Source organism: Pseudoxanthomonas sp. P4_B2 (assembly GCF_056402315.1).
The window spans coordinates 788,986-802,229 of sequence record NZ_JBFUHQ010000001.1 but is presented as its reverse complement, the minus strand read 5'-3'; the positions used below and the strand labels follow the sequence as shown (position 1 = coordinate 802,229).

Genomic DNA, 13,244 nt, shown 5'->3' with positions numbered 1-13,244 from the left:
GGACTCCCCAATGAAACTGTCCCTCCCATTGCTGTTCCTCGGCACAGCGCTGCTTGCCGGCAACGCCCTCGCGGGCGGCCGCGACGAACTCAAGTCCTTCGCTTCCGGCCTCAAGGGCCTGGACGGGCAATTCACTCAGCAGGTCTACGACGCAAAAGGCAAGCTCAAGGAAACCTCCAGCGGTCGCGTGGCGCTGTCCGCGCCACGCCTGTTTCGCTGGGAGTACGCCAAGCCGTACCCGCAGCTGATCGTCGCCGACGGAAAAAAAGTGTGGGTCTACGACCCCGATCTGCAACAGGTCACCGTGCGCGACCAGGGCAGCGAAGAACAGAACAGCCCACTGTCGGCGCTAATCGACCCGGCCAAACTGGACCAGCAGTTCAATGTGAAAGAATCCGGCAACGCCGATGGCCTGCAGTGGCTGACCTTGACCCCCAAGAGCGAAGGCGACGCGAGTTTCCAATCCGCGCGCCTGGGCTTCGGCAAGGGCGGATTGAGCCGGATGGAAGTGCTTGATGCCGTTGGACAGAACACCAAGATCAGCTTCAACGGCTGGAAGCGCAATCCCGCATTCGCCGGTACCACCTTCAAGTACACCCCGGCCAAAGGCGTGGACGTGGTTGGCGATATTTGAGCGATTCGCCGGCCCAATGCAGCCGTCGGAGCCATCCAAAATCATTAGGGGTAGCTCCGATCCACGCGGCTTCGCATCACCTGCGACCCCTGACCGTTAGAATGTCCGGGTGGCCAAGCCCAAGACCAAACTGACCGACGAGCCCGATCTGCTCAGTGTGGACCGCACTGCGATGCGTCCGCTGGCCGAGCGCATCCGGCCTCGCACTCTGGACGAAATGGTCGGTCAGCGCCGGTTGCTCGCGCCGGGCAGCGCGCTGCGCCGTGCGGTCGAATCTGGCCATGTGCATTCGATGATCCTGTGGGGGCCACCGGGCTGCGGCAAGACCACGCTGGCGCTATTGCTGGCCAAGTACGCCGATGCCGAATTCAAGGCGATCTCCGCGGTGCTGTCGGGATTGCCCGAAGTGCGGCAAGTGCTGGCCGAGGCCGCGCACCGTTTCGCCGACGGACGCCACACCGTGCTGTTCGTGGACGAGGTGCATCGTTTCAACAAGGCCCAGCAGGACGCGTTCCTGCCGCATATCGAACGCGGCACCATCATCTTCGTCGGTGCGACCACCGAGAATCCTTCGTTCGAATTGAACTCCGCGCTGCTCTCGCGATGCCGCGTGCATGTGATGGAATCGGTTTCCAGGGAAGACATCATGGAGGCGATGCGTCACGCCTTGAACGATGAACAACGCGGGCTCGGCGGGCAGGGCATCGAGGTATCCGAGGACTCCCTTCGTGAAATCGCCGGCGCAGCCGACGGCGATGTGCGTCGTGCATTGACCCTGCTGGAAATCGCCGCCGAACTAGCGCTGGGAGAGGGCGGCCTGATTACCGAGCAGACCCTGCTGCAGGTGCTTGCGGACCGCACCCGCCGTTTCGACAAGGGCGGCGAACAGTTCTACGACCAAATATCGGCGCTGCACAAATCCGTGCGCAGCTCGAACCCCGATGGAGCGTTGTACTGGCTTACCCGAATGCTGGATGGCGGCTGCGATCCCGGTTACCTAGCCAGGCGCATGACCCGCATGGCGGTGGAGGACGTCGGCCTGGCCGATCCGCGCGCGCTGCAGATGGCCATCGAAGCCTGGGAAACCTACGACCGGCTCGGCAGCCCTGAAGGCGAGCTCGCGTTGGCCCAATTGGCGATCTATCTTGCCAGCACCGCCAAGTCCAATGCCGGATATGTCGCTTTCGGCGCGGCCAAGCGCGACGTGCGCGAATACGGCACCCAGGACGTGCCCATCCATCTGCGCAATGCGCCAACCAAGCTCATGAAGGAACTGGGCTACGGCAGCGGCTACCAATACGACCACGACGCTGAAGGCGGCATCGCCCTGGACCAGACCGCGTTTCCCGATGCGATGGGCGAGCGCGTGTACTACGAACCGGTAGAGCGGGGCATGGAAATCAAGCTGAAAGAAAAGATCGACCGCTTGCGCGCCATTCGCACCGAAGCGCAACGCAACAGCGCCGGCAAGCCGCGTGGCGGCAAGAGTTCCGACGCATGAGTACGCCTTTGATGCAGGCCGTGGCGGTCGCGGTAGGCGGAGCCATCGGGGCGCTGTTGCGGCACGGCGTGAATCTGCTGCTGCCCAGATCGGCGCAGCACGCGTTTTCCGTTTCCACCTTGGCGGTGAACGTCGTCGGCTGTTTTTTCGCCGGCCTGCTGCTGGTCTGGATCCTGCAACGCAACGAAACCGATTTCTGGCGCGCGCTGCTGCTGACTGGCTTGATGGGCGGCCTGACCACGTTTTCCGCTTTCGGGTTGGACTTGCTGCAGCTGGTCCGCGCGGAACGGTGGGCCTGGCTGGGGTTGACCGTTTTTCTGCATGTGGCGCTAGGCCTGATCGCCGTACTGGCGGGCTGGCGGCTAGGCCAATCGACCTGGCCGGTGCCGGGTTAAGGCTGCGCAATCGGCTGTGTTTTCTAGCCTGAAACAAGCCTGAAAAGCGGGCGCTCTGATTGGTACCCCGACTTTTTTGTTAACCCCGATGGGCCGCCTTTTCGATGTCCTTGTTTAGGATTTTCCGCCGCGGTTGTCCGGTGGCGGATTTTTGCTGCGTTATTGGCAAACTTTTGTGTAATCACGAATACAAGCCGCTCGACCGGTATTTCGAAGCCTTCAATCATTAGTTTTTCTTCACACGTTGCAAGCGCACTCATAACAAATCGCATTGTTAATGCTGACGAACCGTCGCTTTATTGATGCCTCCCCTGGGTGTCAGGCCGACGTGTCAGGAGAATGGAGATGAGTACGAAGAAGACCTTGATCGCAACGGCGATCGCGCTTGGCCTGGGATTGGGAGGTCAGGCGTTTGCTGCGGAAAACACCGAAAACGGCGCTGGCGAAAATGTGCAGGTAGCGATCGACACGATCACGCTTACAGACAACAGCGATAACAGTGACAACAGCGACAATAGCGATAACAGCGATAACAGCGACAATAGCGCGAATGGCGTCGCTTATGCGGACGGTTACGGCACAGCCGCCGCCAACAACGGCGGAACGGCTACAGCTACCTTCTCGAATTCCTTCAACCACAGTAAAGCCGTTGCCACGACCAGACTCGATGGCTACGTCACCGATGTGCGCGTGCACGATCTCGGCAATGTCGCCAACAACTGGGGCGACGCCAATGGTGCGAGAGGCGGCGCAGGCGGTGATGGCTACGGCGGTGAAGGCAACGGTGGCGACGGCTACGGTGGCAATGGCGGCAACGGCGGAGACGGCGGCAGCGGCGGTTCCGGCGGCGACGCCAATAACGGCAGCGCATCGGCTGGCGATTCCAGCAACGGCAGCGCTTGGATCGGCGATGCGAACGCAGGCAATGGCGGCAGTGGCGGACGTTCCGACGGCAACGATAGCGGACGCGGCGGCGATGGCGATGGCTACGGTGGCGATGCCGGCAGCCTGAGTGCAGCGGGCGGCGGCGACGGCTATGCCGACGGCGGCGACGGCGGTGGTTTGAGCGCGGCTGGCGGCGGCGATGGCAGTGGCCAGAGCGGTTGGGTGCGCGAGCGCGGTGCCGGCAACGGCAGCAGCGGCGATGCCACCGGTACCGGCGGCGACGGCACCTCGGGCGATGGCACCGGCACCGGCGGAACTGGAACGGCCAGCGGCGGCGCGGGTACTGCCGGTTCGGCGACCGCTACCGGCGGCGATGGCACCGGCACCGGTGGCAACAGCGGTGACGTGGCCAGCACGGCGGGCGACGGCGGCGACGGCGGTTCGGCCACCAACGGCGATGCCACCAATGGCGGCGCATCCTCAAGCGCGACCAATGGCGATGCGACTGCCGGCGATGGTGCAGTAGGCGCGATGGGCGCCGACGGCGGCGTGGGCGGCGATGGCAACGGCGGCACTGGCAACGGCGGCGTCGGCAATGGAGCGGTCGGCGGTGCGGGCGGAAGTGGCGGATCAGTCGCCAACGACGCGGGCGCCTTCGACATGTCCAACAACATGACCAGCGTCGGCCAATCGGCGGCAGGCATCATGGTGGCGGCGCAGAACAGCGGCGCAGCTTCGCTGATCCAGCAAGGCATCACCGTGCAGGCCAATTTGACCGTAGGTCCGTAAGCGCTTCGCAGCGATGCACCGGGCCGTTACGGCGGCCCGATGCATCACGCGCAACCGCGCCAGTAGAGGCGGCAAGCGCGTGCGAAACGCATGGCAAGGATGGCAAGGGAGGAACCACCATGCGCATCAATCGCTTTATTTCGTTGCTGGCTTGCGCCGTAGCGGCCGGGCCATGCTTCGCCGGCACCAGGGAGGCGTCTGCACAGGGGCATGACACCGCTCCACTGCCGGCGACCTACACGGACGCGGGCACGATCGTCTTCGCTAACGCCATGCTTTTCGGCGAAGAACCCATGCCGGCGGCATCGACTGAAGCCAGCGACACCGGTATCGGAATTCCTGTCGATGCCAGCGAACTGGAACGGCTGCGCGGCGGAGAAAGCACGGTCGACAACGACGTGCTGATAGACGGCACCGTTGAAGGCAACACCGCCGACCATATTGTCAGCGGCGCCAATGCCATCAGCGATGGGGCTTTCACCAACGCCAACGGCATCAACACGGTGATCCAGAACACCGGCAGCAATGTGTTGATCCAGAACGGAATGGTTGTGAACGTGCAGTTTGTGGCACCGCCGTCACCATGATCAGGATCGTATCCCTGGTCATGGGCGCGGTCTTATCGTTGGCATGGGCCGCGCCCCTGCTGGCGGGTGGAATCGACGTACGCGCACCGTACGGCGGCAGCTACGATCTGCGTATCACCAGCTTGAAGGAGGCACGGTTCAGAACGACCGTGCCTCAACGCTACGATTTCAGTTGCGGATCTGCGGCCACCGCCACGCTGTTGAGCTATCAGTACGGAGTGCCGGTGAACGAAGAGCAGGTCTTCGTGAAGATGTACACCCATGGCGACCAGGTCAAGATCCGCAAAGAAGGCTTCTCCTTGCTGGACATGCGGCGTTACCTGCAGTCGCAGGGTTTCGAGGCGGACGGATTCGAGTTGCCGTTGGATAAGCTGGCCGAAGAAGGCGTACCCGCGATCGTATTGTTGAACGACCGCGGCTATCGGCATTTCGTCGTGGTCAAAGGTCTGCGCAACGATCGCGTGCTGCTGGGCGACCCGGCGCGGGGCACGCGTGCGATGTCGCGCACGCGCTTCGAGGCATTGTGGGACAACCGGGTGCTATTCGTGATCCATAACCGGCGCGAGATCGCACGCTTCAACCAGACACGCGATTGGCGCACCGCGCCACCAGCCCCGTTGGACATAGGCATCCAGCGCGAAGGGCTGCGCAATATCGCCATGCCCCGACGTGGACCGGGAGACATCTGAGCCATGAATACGACCGCCGGTTTCGTTTCTCTATTCGCGCTTTCCATAAGCGCGTGCCTGCCTTTTTCCGCGAGAGGGCAGGTCAGTGCTGATTTCCCTATTCTTCTTGGCGACGAATGGGTGCCCGTGGATCCGGCGCGATTGGCGGATATGAGAGGCGGCCTGCTGATGCCGTCCGGTCTTTCGCTTTCGTTCGGCATCGAGCGCCTGGTCTACGTCAATGGGCAACTCGTCGCCAGCGCGACCTTGCAGATTCCCGATCTCGGACGCATGACCGCCGACCAAGCTAATGCTCTAGCTGCCATCAACGAAGGCAGGGTGGTGCAGATAGGCGAAGGCAACCGCATCGATTCTGGCGCCGGTGGTAACGCGCTGGTGATCCAAAACACGCTCGACGGCCAGGACATCAGTGCCATGACCACCTTGAACGTAGGCGTGGACACGTTGGGAATGCTGCAGGAACTCAACAGCTACGACGCGCTGCACAGCGCGCTCATCACTTCGCCAGGATTGCCCTGAGCGTCCACCACAGGGGACAGCGTATGAAACGAAAGGAATTGGCTCATTTTCCGTTACTGCCCATGGCCTGCTTAGCCATGGCGATCTGCGGATCCCTCCGGGCACAGGAGCTGGTTGCGGCTGGCGGTGAGTCGAGGCTCGACGGGTTGCAAAGGCAGATCAACGAGCAGTCGCGCCAGCTCGACGACATGCGCAATTCCATCGAGACGCAGGAGCAGAGCCTCGCGCAGCTGCAACGGGTCTTGAATGAGGAGCTGCTGGCCAATGCGCGCGCCCGCGGGTTGCCTGCGCCAGCGCTTTCGACGGGCGCCATGCAAGTACCGGCCTATGCGCAGTCCAGTGCGCAGCAACCGGCTCGACAACCTGTGGGGCAGGCGCCCGAATCGCAGAACAGGCCGCCCGAAGTGGCGCAGATCTTCGATCAACCCGGCGTGCTGACTCCCTCCGGCACGCTGGTGCTGGAGCCTGGACTGCAATATGGATACTCCTCCAACGACCGCGTCGCTCTGGTCGGCTACACCATCATTCCCGCGTTGCTGATCGGCCTGATCGACGTGCGCCAGGTGAAGACCACGTCGGCGACCGCCGTGCTGACCGCCCGCTACGGCCTGGGCAACCGCTTCGAGATGGAAGCCAGACTGCCTTACGTCTACATCAACAGCGATACGGTCAGTCGCGAGATCTTCACCGGCACGGCGGTGGATCGCGTATTCAACGCTAACGGAAGCGGTATGGGCGATGTGGAAGTGACCGCCCGCTATCAACTCAACCACGGAGGCCCGGATAAGCCTTATTACGTCGCCTGGCTGCGTTACAAGAGCCGCACCGGCACCGATTTGTTCGAAGTGACCACCGATTGCGTTACCCGCTGCATCGGCAATACCACCGGCACTGGTCTTCCCTTGGAACTGCCTACCGGAAGCGGCTTCAATGCCCTACAGCCGGGCATCACCTGGCTATTTCCGTCCGACCCCGTGGTCTTCTTCGGCAGCCTGAGTTACTTGCACAACTTCAAGCGCAGCGACGTCTCGCGCACCGTCATCGGCGGGCAGAAGGAATTCCTGGGCGATGTCGAAGCCGGCGACATCATCGGCTTCAACCTGGGCATGGGTCTGGCGCTCAACGAAAAGGCCGCGATCAGCATAGGCTACGACCAGAACATCATCGGCAAGACGAAACAAAACGGCGAAGACGTGGCCGGCGCGGTACGCGTCACTCTGGCCACGCTGTTGCTGGGAGGAACCTATCGCTTCAACGACCAGGTATCGCTGAACGTCGCCCTCGGCGCCGGCCTGACCCGCGATACTCCGGATCTCAATTTCACGGTGCGCGTCCCGGTGACGTTCTGACCGACGGCGATCATGATCCACCGGATCGCTTGCCGGCAAGCTTGCGCGCGCGTTCCGCTTTCGCCTGCTTGGCCATGTCTTCGTAGCGCTGGCGCAACCGATCGAGCTCGGATTCTTCCAGTTCTTCCAGATCCAGCAACTCGTTGTTGGCCATCCGGGTGACGAAGATCAGCTCATCCAGCTTGATCTGCATGGCTTCGGTATCGCGGTTCTGCGTGTTCTGGATCAGGAACACCATTAGGAACGTAATGATGGTGGTGCCGGTGTTGATCACCAGCTGCCAGCCCTCGCTGAAGCCGAAGAAGGGGCCCGTGAGCGCCCATACCAATACGAGCGCCGCCGCCAGGCAGAAACAGAGCGGATTGCCGGTGAATTTTGCGGTGATCTGAGCCAGTTTGTTGAATGTCTTTGCGAGTTTCATCCCTGCGGCTCCATGGAAGAATGCCTCGCATGATGCGCGGCTTTTAGAAACCGCGGGTGAAGCCGAATTGCGCTTCCTCACGCTTGTATAACGGCCACAGCGGTATCGGTTCCTGGTCGGCTTGAGCTCCTACGAGTCGTCCCTCAAAGGAGATCTCCATGGCAAGACCCATCTGGACCGGCACGCTGTCCTTCGGCCTGCTCAACGTCCCCGTTTCGCTGATGTCCGGCGAACGCAAGGTGGACCTGCATTTCCGCATGTTGGATTCCCGCGACAAGAATCCGATACGTTTCGAACGCGTCAATGCCGAGACCGGCGAAGAAGTCCCCTGGAAGGACATCGTCAAGGCGTTCGAATACTCCAAGGGCAACTACGTCACCGTGGAAAAGGAGGACATCCAGTCCGCGGCTCCCGAAAGCCACGAATCGGTGGAAGTGGAAGCGTTCGTCGACGCCGGCAGCATCGACCAGCGCTATTACGAAAAGCCCTACGTTCTGGTTCCGGGCAAGAAAGCGGAAAAGGGCTACGTACTGCTGCGCGAGACCCTGAAGGCGAGCAAGAAGATCGGAATCGCGCGCGTGGTCATCCGCACCCGCGAGTACCTGTGCGCGGTCATGCCCGAGGACGATGCGCTGGTATTGATTCTGCTGCGCTATCCGCAGGAGCTGGTGGATCCTGCGGACTACAAGCTGCCTACCGGCAAGACCTCCCAATACCGGATCACGCCCAAGGAAATGGAGATGGCCAAGCAGCTCATCTCTTCCATGTCGGGAAAATGGTCGCCGGACGACTACCACGACGAGTTCCGCGAGCGTCTCCAGGCCATTATCCAGAAGCGGGTGAAGTCGAAAGGCGCCACCACCAAGATCGTCGAATCCAATGCAGAACCGGAAGATGCGGCCACCAATGTGGTGGACTTCATGTCGCTGTTGCAGAAAAGTCTGGACAGCAAGAAGCGCACACCCGCCAAGAAGGCAGCCAGAAATACCAAGATGCTTACCAAAAAGCCTGCCAAGAAGGCGACGGCCAAGGCTCCGGCCAAGAAGGTGGCCAAGCGCAAATCGGCGTGATCGATGTCGCTGCGCGATTACAACCGCAAACGCCGTTTCGACGACACGCCTGAGCCAGACGCGGAATCGAGTGGGAAGAGCGTAAGGACGCGGCGCCCGATCTTCGTGGTGCAACTTCACCATGCACGGGCGCGGCACTACGACTTCCGCTTGGAAGCCGACGGCGTCCTCAAGAGCTGGGCGGTGCCGAAGGGTCCTTCCTTTCGCTTGGGCGAAAAGCGATTGGCGGTGGAAGTGGAAGACCATCCGCGGGCCTACGCGACGTTCGAGGGAGATATTCCGGAAGGCAATTATGGGGCCGGGCATGTGGATGTCTTCGACCATGGGACATGGGCCAGCGAAGGAGATCCGCTGGAAGCCATCGCCGCAGGCAAGCTGGACTTCGTGCTGCACGGCGACAAGCTCAATGGCGCCTGGAAGTTGGTACGCACCAACCTGCGCGGCAAACAGAAACAGTGGCTGCTGATCAAGCGCGACGACGAGTATGTTGCCGATGTCGATGCGGACGAACTGGAGGCGGGAAAGAAACTGCCACCGACCGCACGTACCCGCGGCAGCGCCAGCGCCCGCAAAACGAAAAAGAGCTCAAAACCTGCCGGCAAAGCACGCTGGTCGCAGCGCGCGCTGCTCATCGAAGGCGCGCGCAAGGGCGACTATCCCGCCGGATTTTCTCCACAGCTCGCCAGCACCCGCGAAACGCCGCCCACCGGCGAGGATTGGCTGCACGAAATAAAATGGGATGGCTACCGAATGATGGCCGACTTGGTCAAGGGCAAGGTCAAGCTGCGTTCGCGCGGCAAGCTAGACTGGACCGAAACCTTTCCCGAAGTGGCCCATGCTATCGAAGCGCTGCCAGTCAAGGAGGTGCGCCTGGACGGGGAACTGGTGGTGATAGACAAACAGGGGCGCAGCGATTTCAGCGCGTTGCAACGCGCCATAGACGGAACCTCGAAACAACCGTTGCGCTACGTGGTATTCGACATGCCCGGCATCGACGGCGTGGATCTGAGCCGCTGCGCGTTGGTCGAACGCAAGCGCCTGTTGAAGGAATTGGTCGGCAGCGAGCCCGGCGTGGCGGCTTTCAGCGAACACGTTTTGGGTCACGGCAAGGAAGTATTCGCCGCAAGCAAGGAGAAAGGCCTGGAAGGCATCATCAGTAAGCGAATCGATTCGGCTTACAGTCAATCGCGCAGTCCGGCCTGGGCCAAAGTCAAGCATGAAGACACCGACGAATTCGTCGTCGTCGGCTACACCGCACCAAAAGGGTCGCGTAACGGATTCGGCTCGCTGCTCATGGCCAAGCCGGAACACGGTGCGTTTCGATACGTGGGCAAAGTGGGGACCGGCTACGACGATGCGACGCTGAAGTCGCTGGAGGCGACCCTTTCCAAACTACGGACGCGCGAAGCGTCCGTCGAACTGCCACGGCACGTGCCGTTTTCGGCGAACAGCGTGCGCTGGGTCAAACCGGCCGTGGTCGCGGAAGTTGCTTTCCGCGGCTGGGCCAAGGAAGGCCTCTTGCGCCAGGCGAGTTTCAAACGATTACGAGAGGACAAACAGATGAAGGACCTGGATACAGGCAGCAGCGAGGTAAACATTACCCATCCCGAACGCGTGGTCTACAAGAAAGAGAAAATAAGCAAGGGGCAGGTGGCCGACTATTACCGACAGGTGGGACGGTGGTTATTGCCCGAACTGGTGCGGCGGCCGCTGTCGCTGGTGCGTTGTCCCGATGGCGCGCAAGGGGAATGCTTTTTCCAGAAGCACCACAGCGATGCACTGGGCAAATCGGTGCTGGCCATTTCGCTCAGGCAAAAAAGCGGCAACGAAGATTATCTGTACATCGAGGGCCTAGCGGGACTGCTGGAACTAGTGCAAATGAATTCCCTGGAATTTCATCCCTGGGGCTCGCGCGTGGAGGCGCCCGAAAAGCCGGACCGAATGGTGTTCGATCTCGATCCTGGACCCGGCGTGACCTGGCCCCAGGTCAAGGCCGCGGCGCGCGATATCCGTAAACGCCTGGAACAGGCGGGACTGCAAAGCTACCTGCGGCTGTCGGGAGGCAAGGGGCTGCACGTGGTCGTACCAATCAACCGGGGGCCGAGCTGGGACGAGGTCAAGGACTTCTGCGACGCCTTCGCCGAAGCGCTGGCTTCCCATTCGCCGGACAAGTACGTGGCCACGATGAGCAAGGCCAAGCGCAACGGGGTGATCTTCATCGACTGGCTACGCAACGGGCGGGGAGCGACCAGCGTGTGTTCGTGGTCGCTGCGTGCGCGCGAGTTGGCCACGGTGGCCATGCCGCTGCGCTGGGAAGAGCTCGCCAAGATCGACACGCCCGGCATGTATACGATGGCGCGCGCGTTGCAGCGCGCGGCCAGGCTGCACAACGATCCGTGGGAGGGAATGGATCAGGTCAGCCAGGACTTACCTGGGACCTGATCGCACGGCCTATGCGCTCCGCTCAGCGTTTGAAGCGGTAGTGGGCCACCATCCATTCGTTGCCATTGTCGTAGCCGAACAACTCCGCGCAGGCCATCCAGAACATGCGCCAGCGCTGGTACCACACCGGTGCATCGACCATGCCGTAGACGCCTTGCAGCACGCGCATGACCTGCTCGCGATTATTGTCCTGATTCTGCAACCAGGCATTGGCGGTCTTTTCGTAATGCTGGCCGGACAACAGCCAACGTTGCTCGATCGAAATCCTGTCCTGGAAGTGCAGCAAGGTGTCGGCCGATGGCATCAGTCCGCCGGTGAAGAAATGCCGCCCCATCCAGTTGCCTTCGCCCTTGGCCTCGAACAGGTACAGCAGTTCGCGGTGGCAGAAAAGGTGCACGAACAGCTTGCCGCCGGGCACCAACCAGCCGGCGATGCGCGACAGCAGCTCCTGGTAATTGCGCATGTGCTCGAACATCTCCACCGACACCACGCGGTCGTAGCTTTCGTCTTCCATGCGCAGACTATTCACGTCCGCGGTGACGACTTCCACGTTGAAGATGGCGCGCTCGCGGCATCGGGCTTCGATGAATTCGCGCTGGAGCTTCGAATTGGAGACTGCGGTGATTTTCGACTCCGGGTACTGCTTGGCCATCCACAGGGTCAGTGAACCCCAGCCGCAACCCAATTCCAGGATGCGTTGGCCGTTGGCCAGTTCGGCGCGCTCGCCGTACAGGCGCAGCATGTGGTCTTCGGCCATGTTCAAGCTGGTGGTGGATTCGTCCCAATAGCAGCTGCTGTATTTGAGCTGCCTGCCAAGGCACAGTTGGAAGAATTCCGCCGGCAGTTCGTGATGCGGGCGATTGGCCGTCGGCGTCTCGGTGGCGATATCGCTGTTGCGCAAGCCTTCCAGCCAGGCCTGCTGACGCGCGAACACTTCATCCGCGCCGCCTTTGCGTTCGTCTTTCAGACGTTGCGCGCATTGGCGGCGGATGCCCATGCGCAGCAGGTTGTCGGGGAGGCGACCGGATTCCGCCCAGCGAGTGGCAAGACTCTCCTTTTCATCGGAATCGGCGGCAAAAGAGGTGGGTGTGGACATGCAGGCTCCAGGGGATGGATATCAACGCTCCGGGGGAAGCGGCTTCGGGGGAAGCGGTATACAAGGCTAATGGTGCGGCTGGCACCCTGCATGGTCCTGAGGCGCTCGCGCCTCCGCAGGGAATGGCCAGTCACGCTTTTCGCGAGGCGCAGCACGGCGTAACTGAACAACCCCATGACCGCTCCCCAAAGCGCACCCAACGTTACCAGCACTAGTACCAAAGAATCTGTGAAATGGACCGCACCCCAGCCATGCGAGGCGCCCCCGGTAGGAATGCCCGCTCGCAATGCGGGGCAGGGCACTTGCCGCTGTCGCCTACCGATATGCGAGCAAAAACCCTACGGGTCCGACTCAATTATCCGCATCAGCGCCCGCTTGGCGCTTCGATAGAATTGCGCAGCGCCTACGGACAGGCGGGCTGAGTGAGCAGAGGACATGCGTGTCGCGATTCTGTCGTTATTTTTTCTCATCGCCCCAGCGGGCAATGCGCAGCAGATCCATAAATGCATGAAGGGCAAGGAGGTGAGCTATCAATCCGCAGCTTGCGACGCTAGCCAGAGCCTGGTGAAGCAATGGGATGCCACGCCGGAGCCAGAGCCATCCGCTGTGGAGCTTAGCCATGACCAGGCGAAACATCGGAAAGAAGACGTGAAATCCGCGCAATTCGGACGTGCGGCAAGCGCGCGTCGAACACGTTCTGGAAACCGGGCCGGAAAGAAATCGCCTATCAATGCTGCCAACAAAAGATGCGACGCCGCCAAGGCGCGTCGTGAGGCCAAGCTGATCTCGGTGGGACTGAAAAGAACGTTCGATCTTCTTCGCAAACTGGACGATGCCGTCCATGAGGCATGCAAGCAGTGATGAGGC

Annotated in this window: 14 protein-coding genes; 11 read left to right on the top strand and 3 right to left on the bottom strand. The window is 61.5% G+C overall.

Annotation, left to right across the window (positions count from 1 at the left end):
• The first annotated feature begins 10 nt into the window (after positions 1–10).
• From lolA to AC1DTQ_RS03560, 3 genes are all read left to right on the top strand, one after another.
• On the top strand, positions 11–634 hold the full coding sequence (lolA, locus tag AC1DTQ_RS03570) for an outer membrane lipoprotein periplasmic chaperone LolA (RefSeq protein ID WP_477848027.1): 624 nt from the start codon (positions 11–13) through the stop codon (positions 632–634).
• Between the two features lie 109 nt (positions 635–743).
• Positions 744–2,135: a replication-associated recombination protein A gene (locus tag AC1DTQ_RS03565; protein WP_477848025.1), complete on the top strand. Its 1,392-nt coding sequence runs from the start codon at positions 744–746 to the stop codon at positions 2,133–2,135.
• Positions 2,132–2,530 carry a fluoride efflux transporter FluC gene (locus AC1DTQ_RS03560; RefSeq protein ID WP_477848024.1) on the top strand — a complete coding sequence of 133 codons (399 nt, stop codon included), beginning with the start codon at positions 2,132–2,134 and terminating at the stop codon, positions 2,528–2,530. The genes AC1DTQ_RS03565 and AC1DTQ_RS03560 overlap by 4 nt, the downstream gene beginning before the upstream one ends.
• 23 nt (positions 2,531–2,553) lie before the next feature.
• On the opposite strand, the gene AC1DTQ_RS03555 is transcribed toward AC1DTQ_RS03560, so the two are convergent.
• Positions 2,554–2,757: a hypothetical protein gene (locus AC1DTQ_RS03555; protein ID WP_477848022.1), complete on the bottom strand. Its 204-nt coding sequence runs from the start codon at positions 2,755–2,757 to the stop codon at positions 2,554–2,556.
• 118 nt (positions 2,758–2,875) lie between these two features.
• Between AC1DTQ_RS03555 and AC1DTQ_RS03550 the strand changes: the two genes are divergently transcribed.
• The 5 genes from AC1DTQ_RS03550 (at position 2,876) to AC1DTQ_RS03530 (ending at position 7,348) form a co-directional block, all read left to right on the top strand.
• Positions 2,876–4,204 (top strand): hypothetical protein, encoded by a 1,329-nt coding sequence (locus AC1DTQ_RS03550; RefSeq protein WP_477848020.1) that lies wholly within the window; start codon positions 2,876–2,878, stop codon positions 4,202–4,204.
• A gap of 119 nt (positions 4,205–4,323) precedes the next feature.
• Positions 4,324–4,791: a hypothetical protein gene (locus AC1DTQ_RS03545; RefSeq protein ID WP_477848018.1), complete on the top strand. Its 468-nt coding sequence runs from the start codon at positions 4,324–4,326 to the stop codon at positions 4,789–4,791.
• Positions 4,788–5,480, top strand: a complete 693-nt coding sequence (locus tag AC1DTQ_RS03540; protein ID WP_477848016.1) for a C39 family peptidase — start codon at positions 4,788–4,790, stop codon at positions 5,478–5,480. The genes AC1DTQ_RS03545 and AC1DTQ_RS03540 overlap by 4 nt, the downstream gene beginning before the upstream one ends.
• A 3-nt stretch (positions 5,481–5,483) precedes the next feature.
• Positions 5,484–5,999, top strand: coding sequence for a hypothetical protein (locus AC1DTQ_RS03535; RefSeq protein ID WP_477848014.1), 516 nt, complete (start codon positions 5,484–5,486; stop codon positions 5,997–5,999).
• Between the two features lie 62 nt (positions 6,000–6,061).
• Positions 6,062–7,348 carry an acetate kinase gene (locus tag AC1DTQ_RS03530; RefSeq protein WP_477848012.1) on the top strand — a complete coding sequence of 429 codons (1,287 nt, stop codon included), beginning with the start codon at positions 6,062–6,064 and terminating at the stop codon, positions 7,346–7,348.
• A 10-nt stretch (positions 7,349–7,358) separates the two neighbouring features.
• Here AC1DTQ_RS03530 and AC1DTQ_RS03525 read toward each other — a convergent pair whose 3' ends face one another.
• Positions 7,359–7,769: a low affinity iron permease family protein gene (locus AC1DTQ_RS03525; protein ID WP_477848010.1), complete on the bottom strand. Its 411-nt coding sequence runs from the start codon at positions 7,767–7,769 to the stop codon at positions 7,359–7,361.
• A 158-nt stretch (positions 7,770–7,927) separates the two neighbouring features.
• Between AC1DTQ_RS03525 and ku the strand changes: the two genes are divergently transcribed.
• On the top strand, positions 7,928–8,839 hold the full coding sequence (gene ku / locus AC1DTQ_RS03520) for a non-homologous end joining protein Ku (protein ID WP_477848008.1): 912 nt from the start codon (positions 7,928–7,930) through the stop codon (positions 8,837–8,839).
• 3 nt (positions 8,840–8,842) lie between these two features.
• Positions 8,843–11,281, top strand: a complete 2,439-nt coding sequence (gene ligD / locus AC1DTQ_RS03515) for a DNA ligase D (RefSeq protein ID WP_477848006.1) — start codon at positions 8,843–8,845, stop codon at positions 11,279–11,281.
• 22 nt (positions 11,282–11,303) lie between these two features.
• On the opposite strand, the gene AC1DTQ_RS03510 is transcribed toward ligD, so the two are convergent.
• Positions 11,304–12,377 (bottom strand): SAM-dependent methyltransferase, encoded by a 1,074-nt coding sequence (locus AC1DTQ_RS03510; protein WP_477848004.1) that lies wholly within the window; start codon positions 12,375–12,377, stop codon positions 11,304–11,306.
• 435 nt (positions 12,378–12,812) lie between these two features.
• On the opposite strand from AC1DTQ_RS03510, the gene AC1DTQ_RS03505 reads away from it, so the two are divergent.
• A complete protein-coding gene (locus AC1DTQ_RS03505) occupies positions 12,813–13,238 on the top strand; it encodes a hypothetical protein (protein WP_477848002.1) in 426 nt (141 codons plus the stop codon).
• Positions 13,239–13,244 lie beyond the last annotated feature (6 nt).

Bases quoted from the DNA above. Each gene is read 5' to 3' on its own strand.
- AC1DTQ_RS03535 (WP_477848014.1), top strand. From the start codon at position 5,484: ATGAATACGACCGCCGGTTTCGTTTCTCTATTCGCGCTTTCCATAAGC.
- AC1DTQ_RS03545 (WP_477848018.1), top strand. From the start codon at position 4,324: ATGCGCATCAATCGCTTTATTTCGTTGCTGGCTTGCGCCGTAGCGGCC.
- AC1DTQ_RS03525 (WP_477848010.1), bottom strand. From the start codon at position 7,769: ATGAAACTCGCAAAGACATTCAACAAACTGGCTCAGATCACCGCAAAA.
- AC1DTQ_RS03530 (WP_477848012.1), top strand. From the start codon at position 6,062: ATGGCCTGCTTAGCCATGGCGATCTGCGGATCCCTCCGGGCACAGGAG.
- AC1DTQ_RS03540 (WP_477848016.1), top strand. From the start codon at position 4,788: ATGATCAGGATCGTATCCCTGGTCATGGGCGCGGTCTTATCGTTGGCA.
- AC1DTQ_RS03550 (WP_477848020.1), top strand. From the start codon at position 2,876: ATGAGTACGAAGAAGACCTTGATCGCAACGGCGATCGCGCTTGGCCTG.
- AC1DTQ_RS03510 (WP_477848004.1), bottom strand. From the start codon at position 12,377: ATGTCCACACCCACCTCTTTTGCCGCCGATTCCGATGAAAAGGAGAGT.
- AC1DTQ_RS03555 (WP_477848022.1), bottom strand. From the start codon at position 2,757: ATGATTGAAGGCTTCGAAATACCGGTCGAGCGGCTTGTATTCGTGATT.
- ligD (WP_477848006.1), top strand. From the start codon at position 8,843: ATGTCGCTGCGCGATTACAACCGCAAACGCCGTTTCGACGACACGCCT.
- AC1DTQ_RS03560 (WP_477848024.1), top strand. From the start codon at position 2,132: ATGAGTACGCCTTTGATGCAGGCCGTGGCGGTCGCGGTAGGCGGAGCC.
- ku (WP_477848008.1), top strand. From the start codon at position 7,928: ATGGCAAGACCCATCTGGACCGGCACGCTGTCCTTCGGCCTGCTCAAC.
- AC1DTQ_RS03505 (WP_477848002.1), top strand. From the start codon at position 12,813: ATGCGTGTCGCGATTCTGTCGTTATTTTTTCTCATCGCCCCAGCGGGC.
- lolA (WP_477848027.1), top strand. From the start codon at position 11: ATGAAACTGTCCCTCCCATTGCTGTTCCTCGGCACAGCGCTGCTTGCC.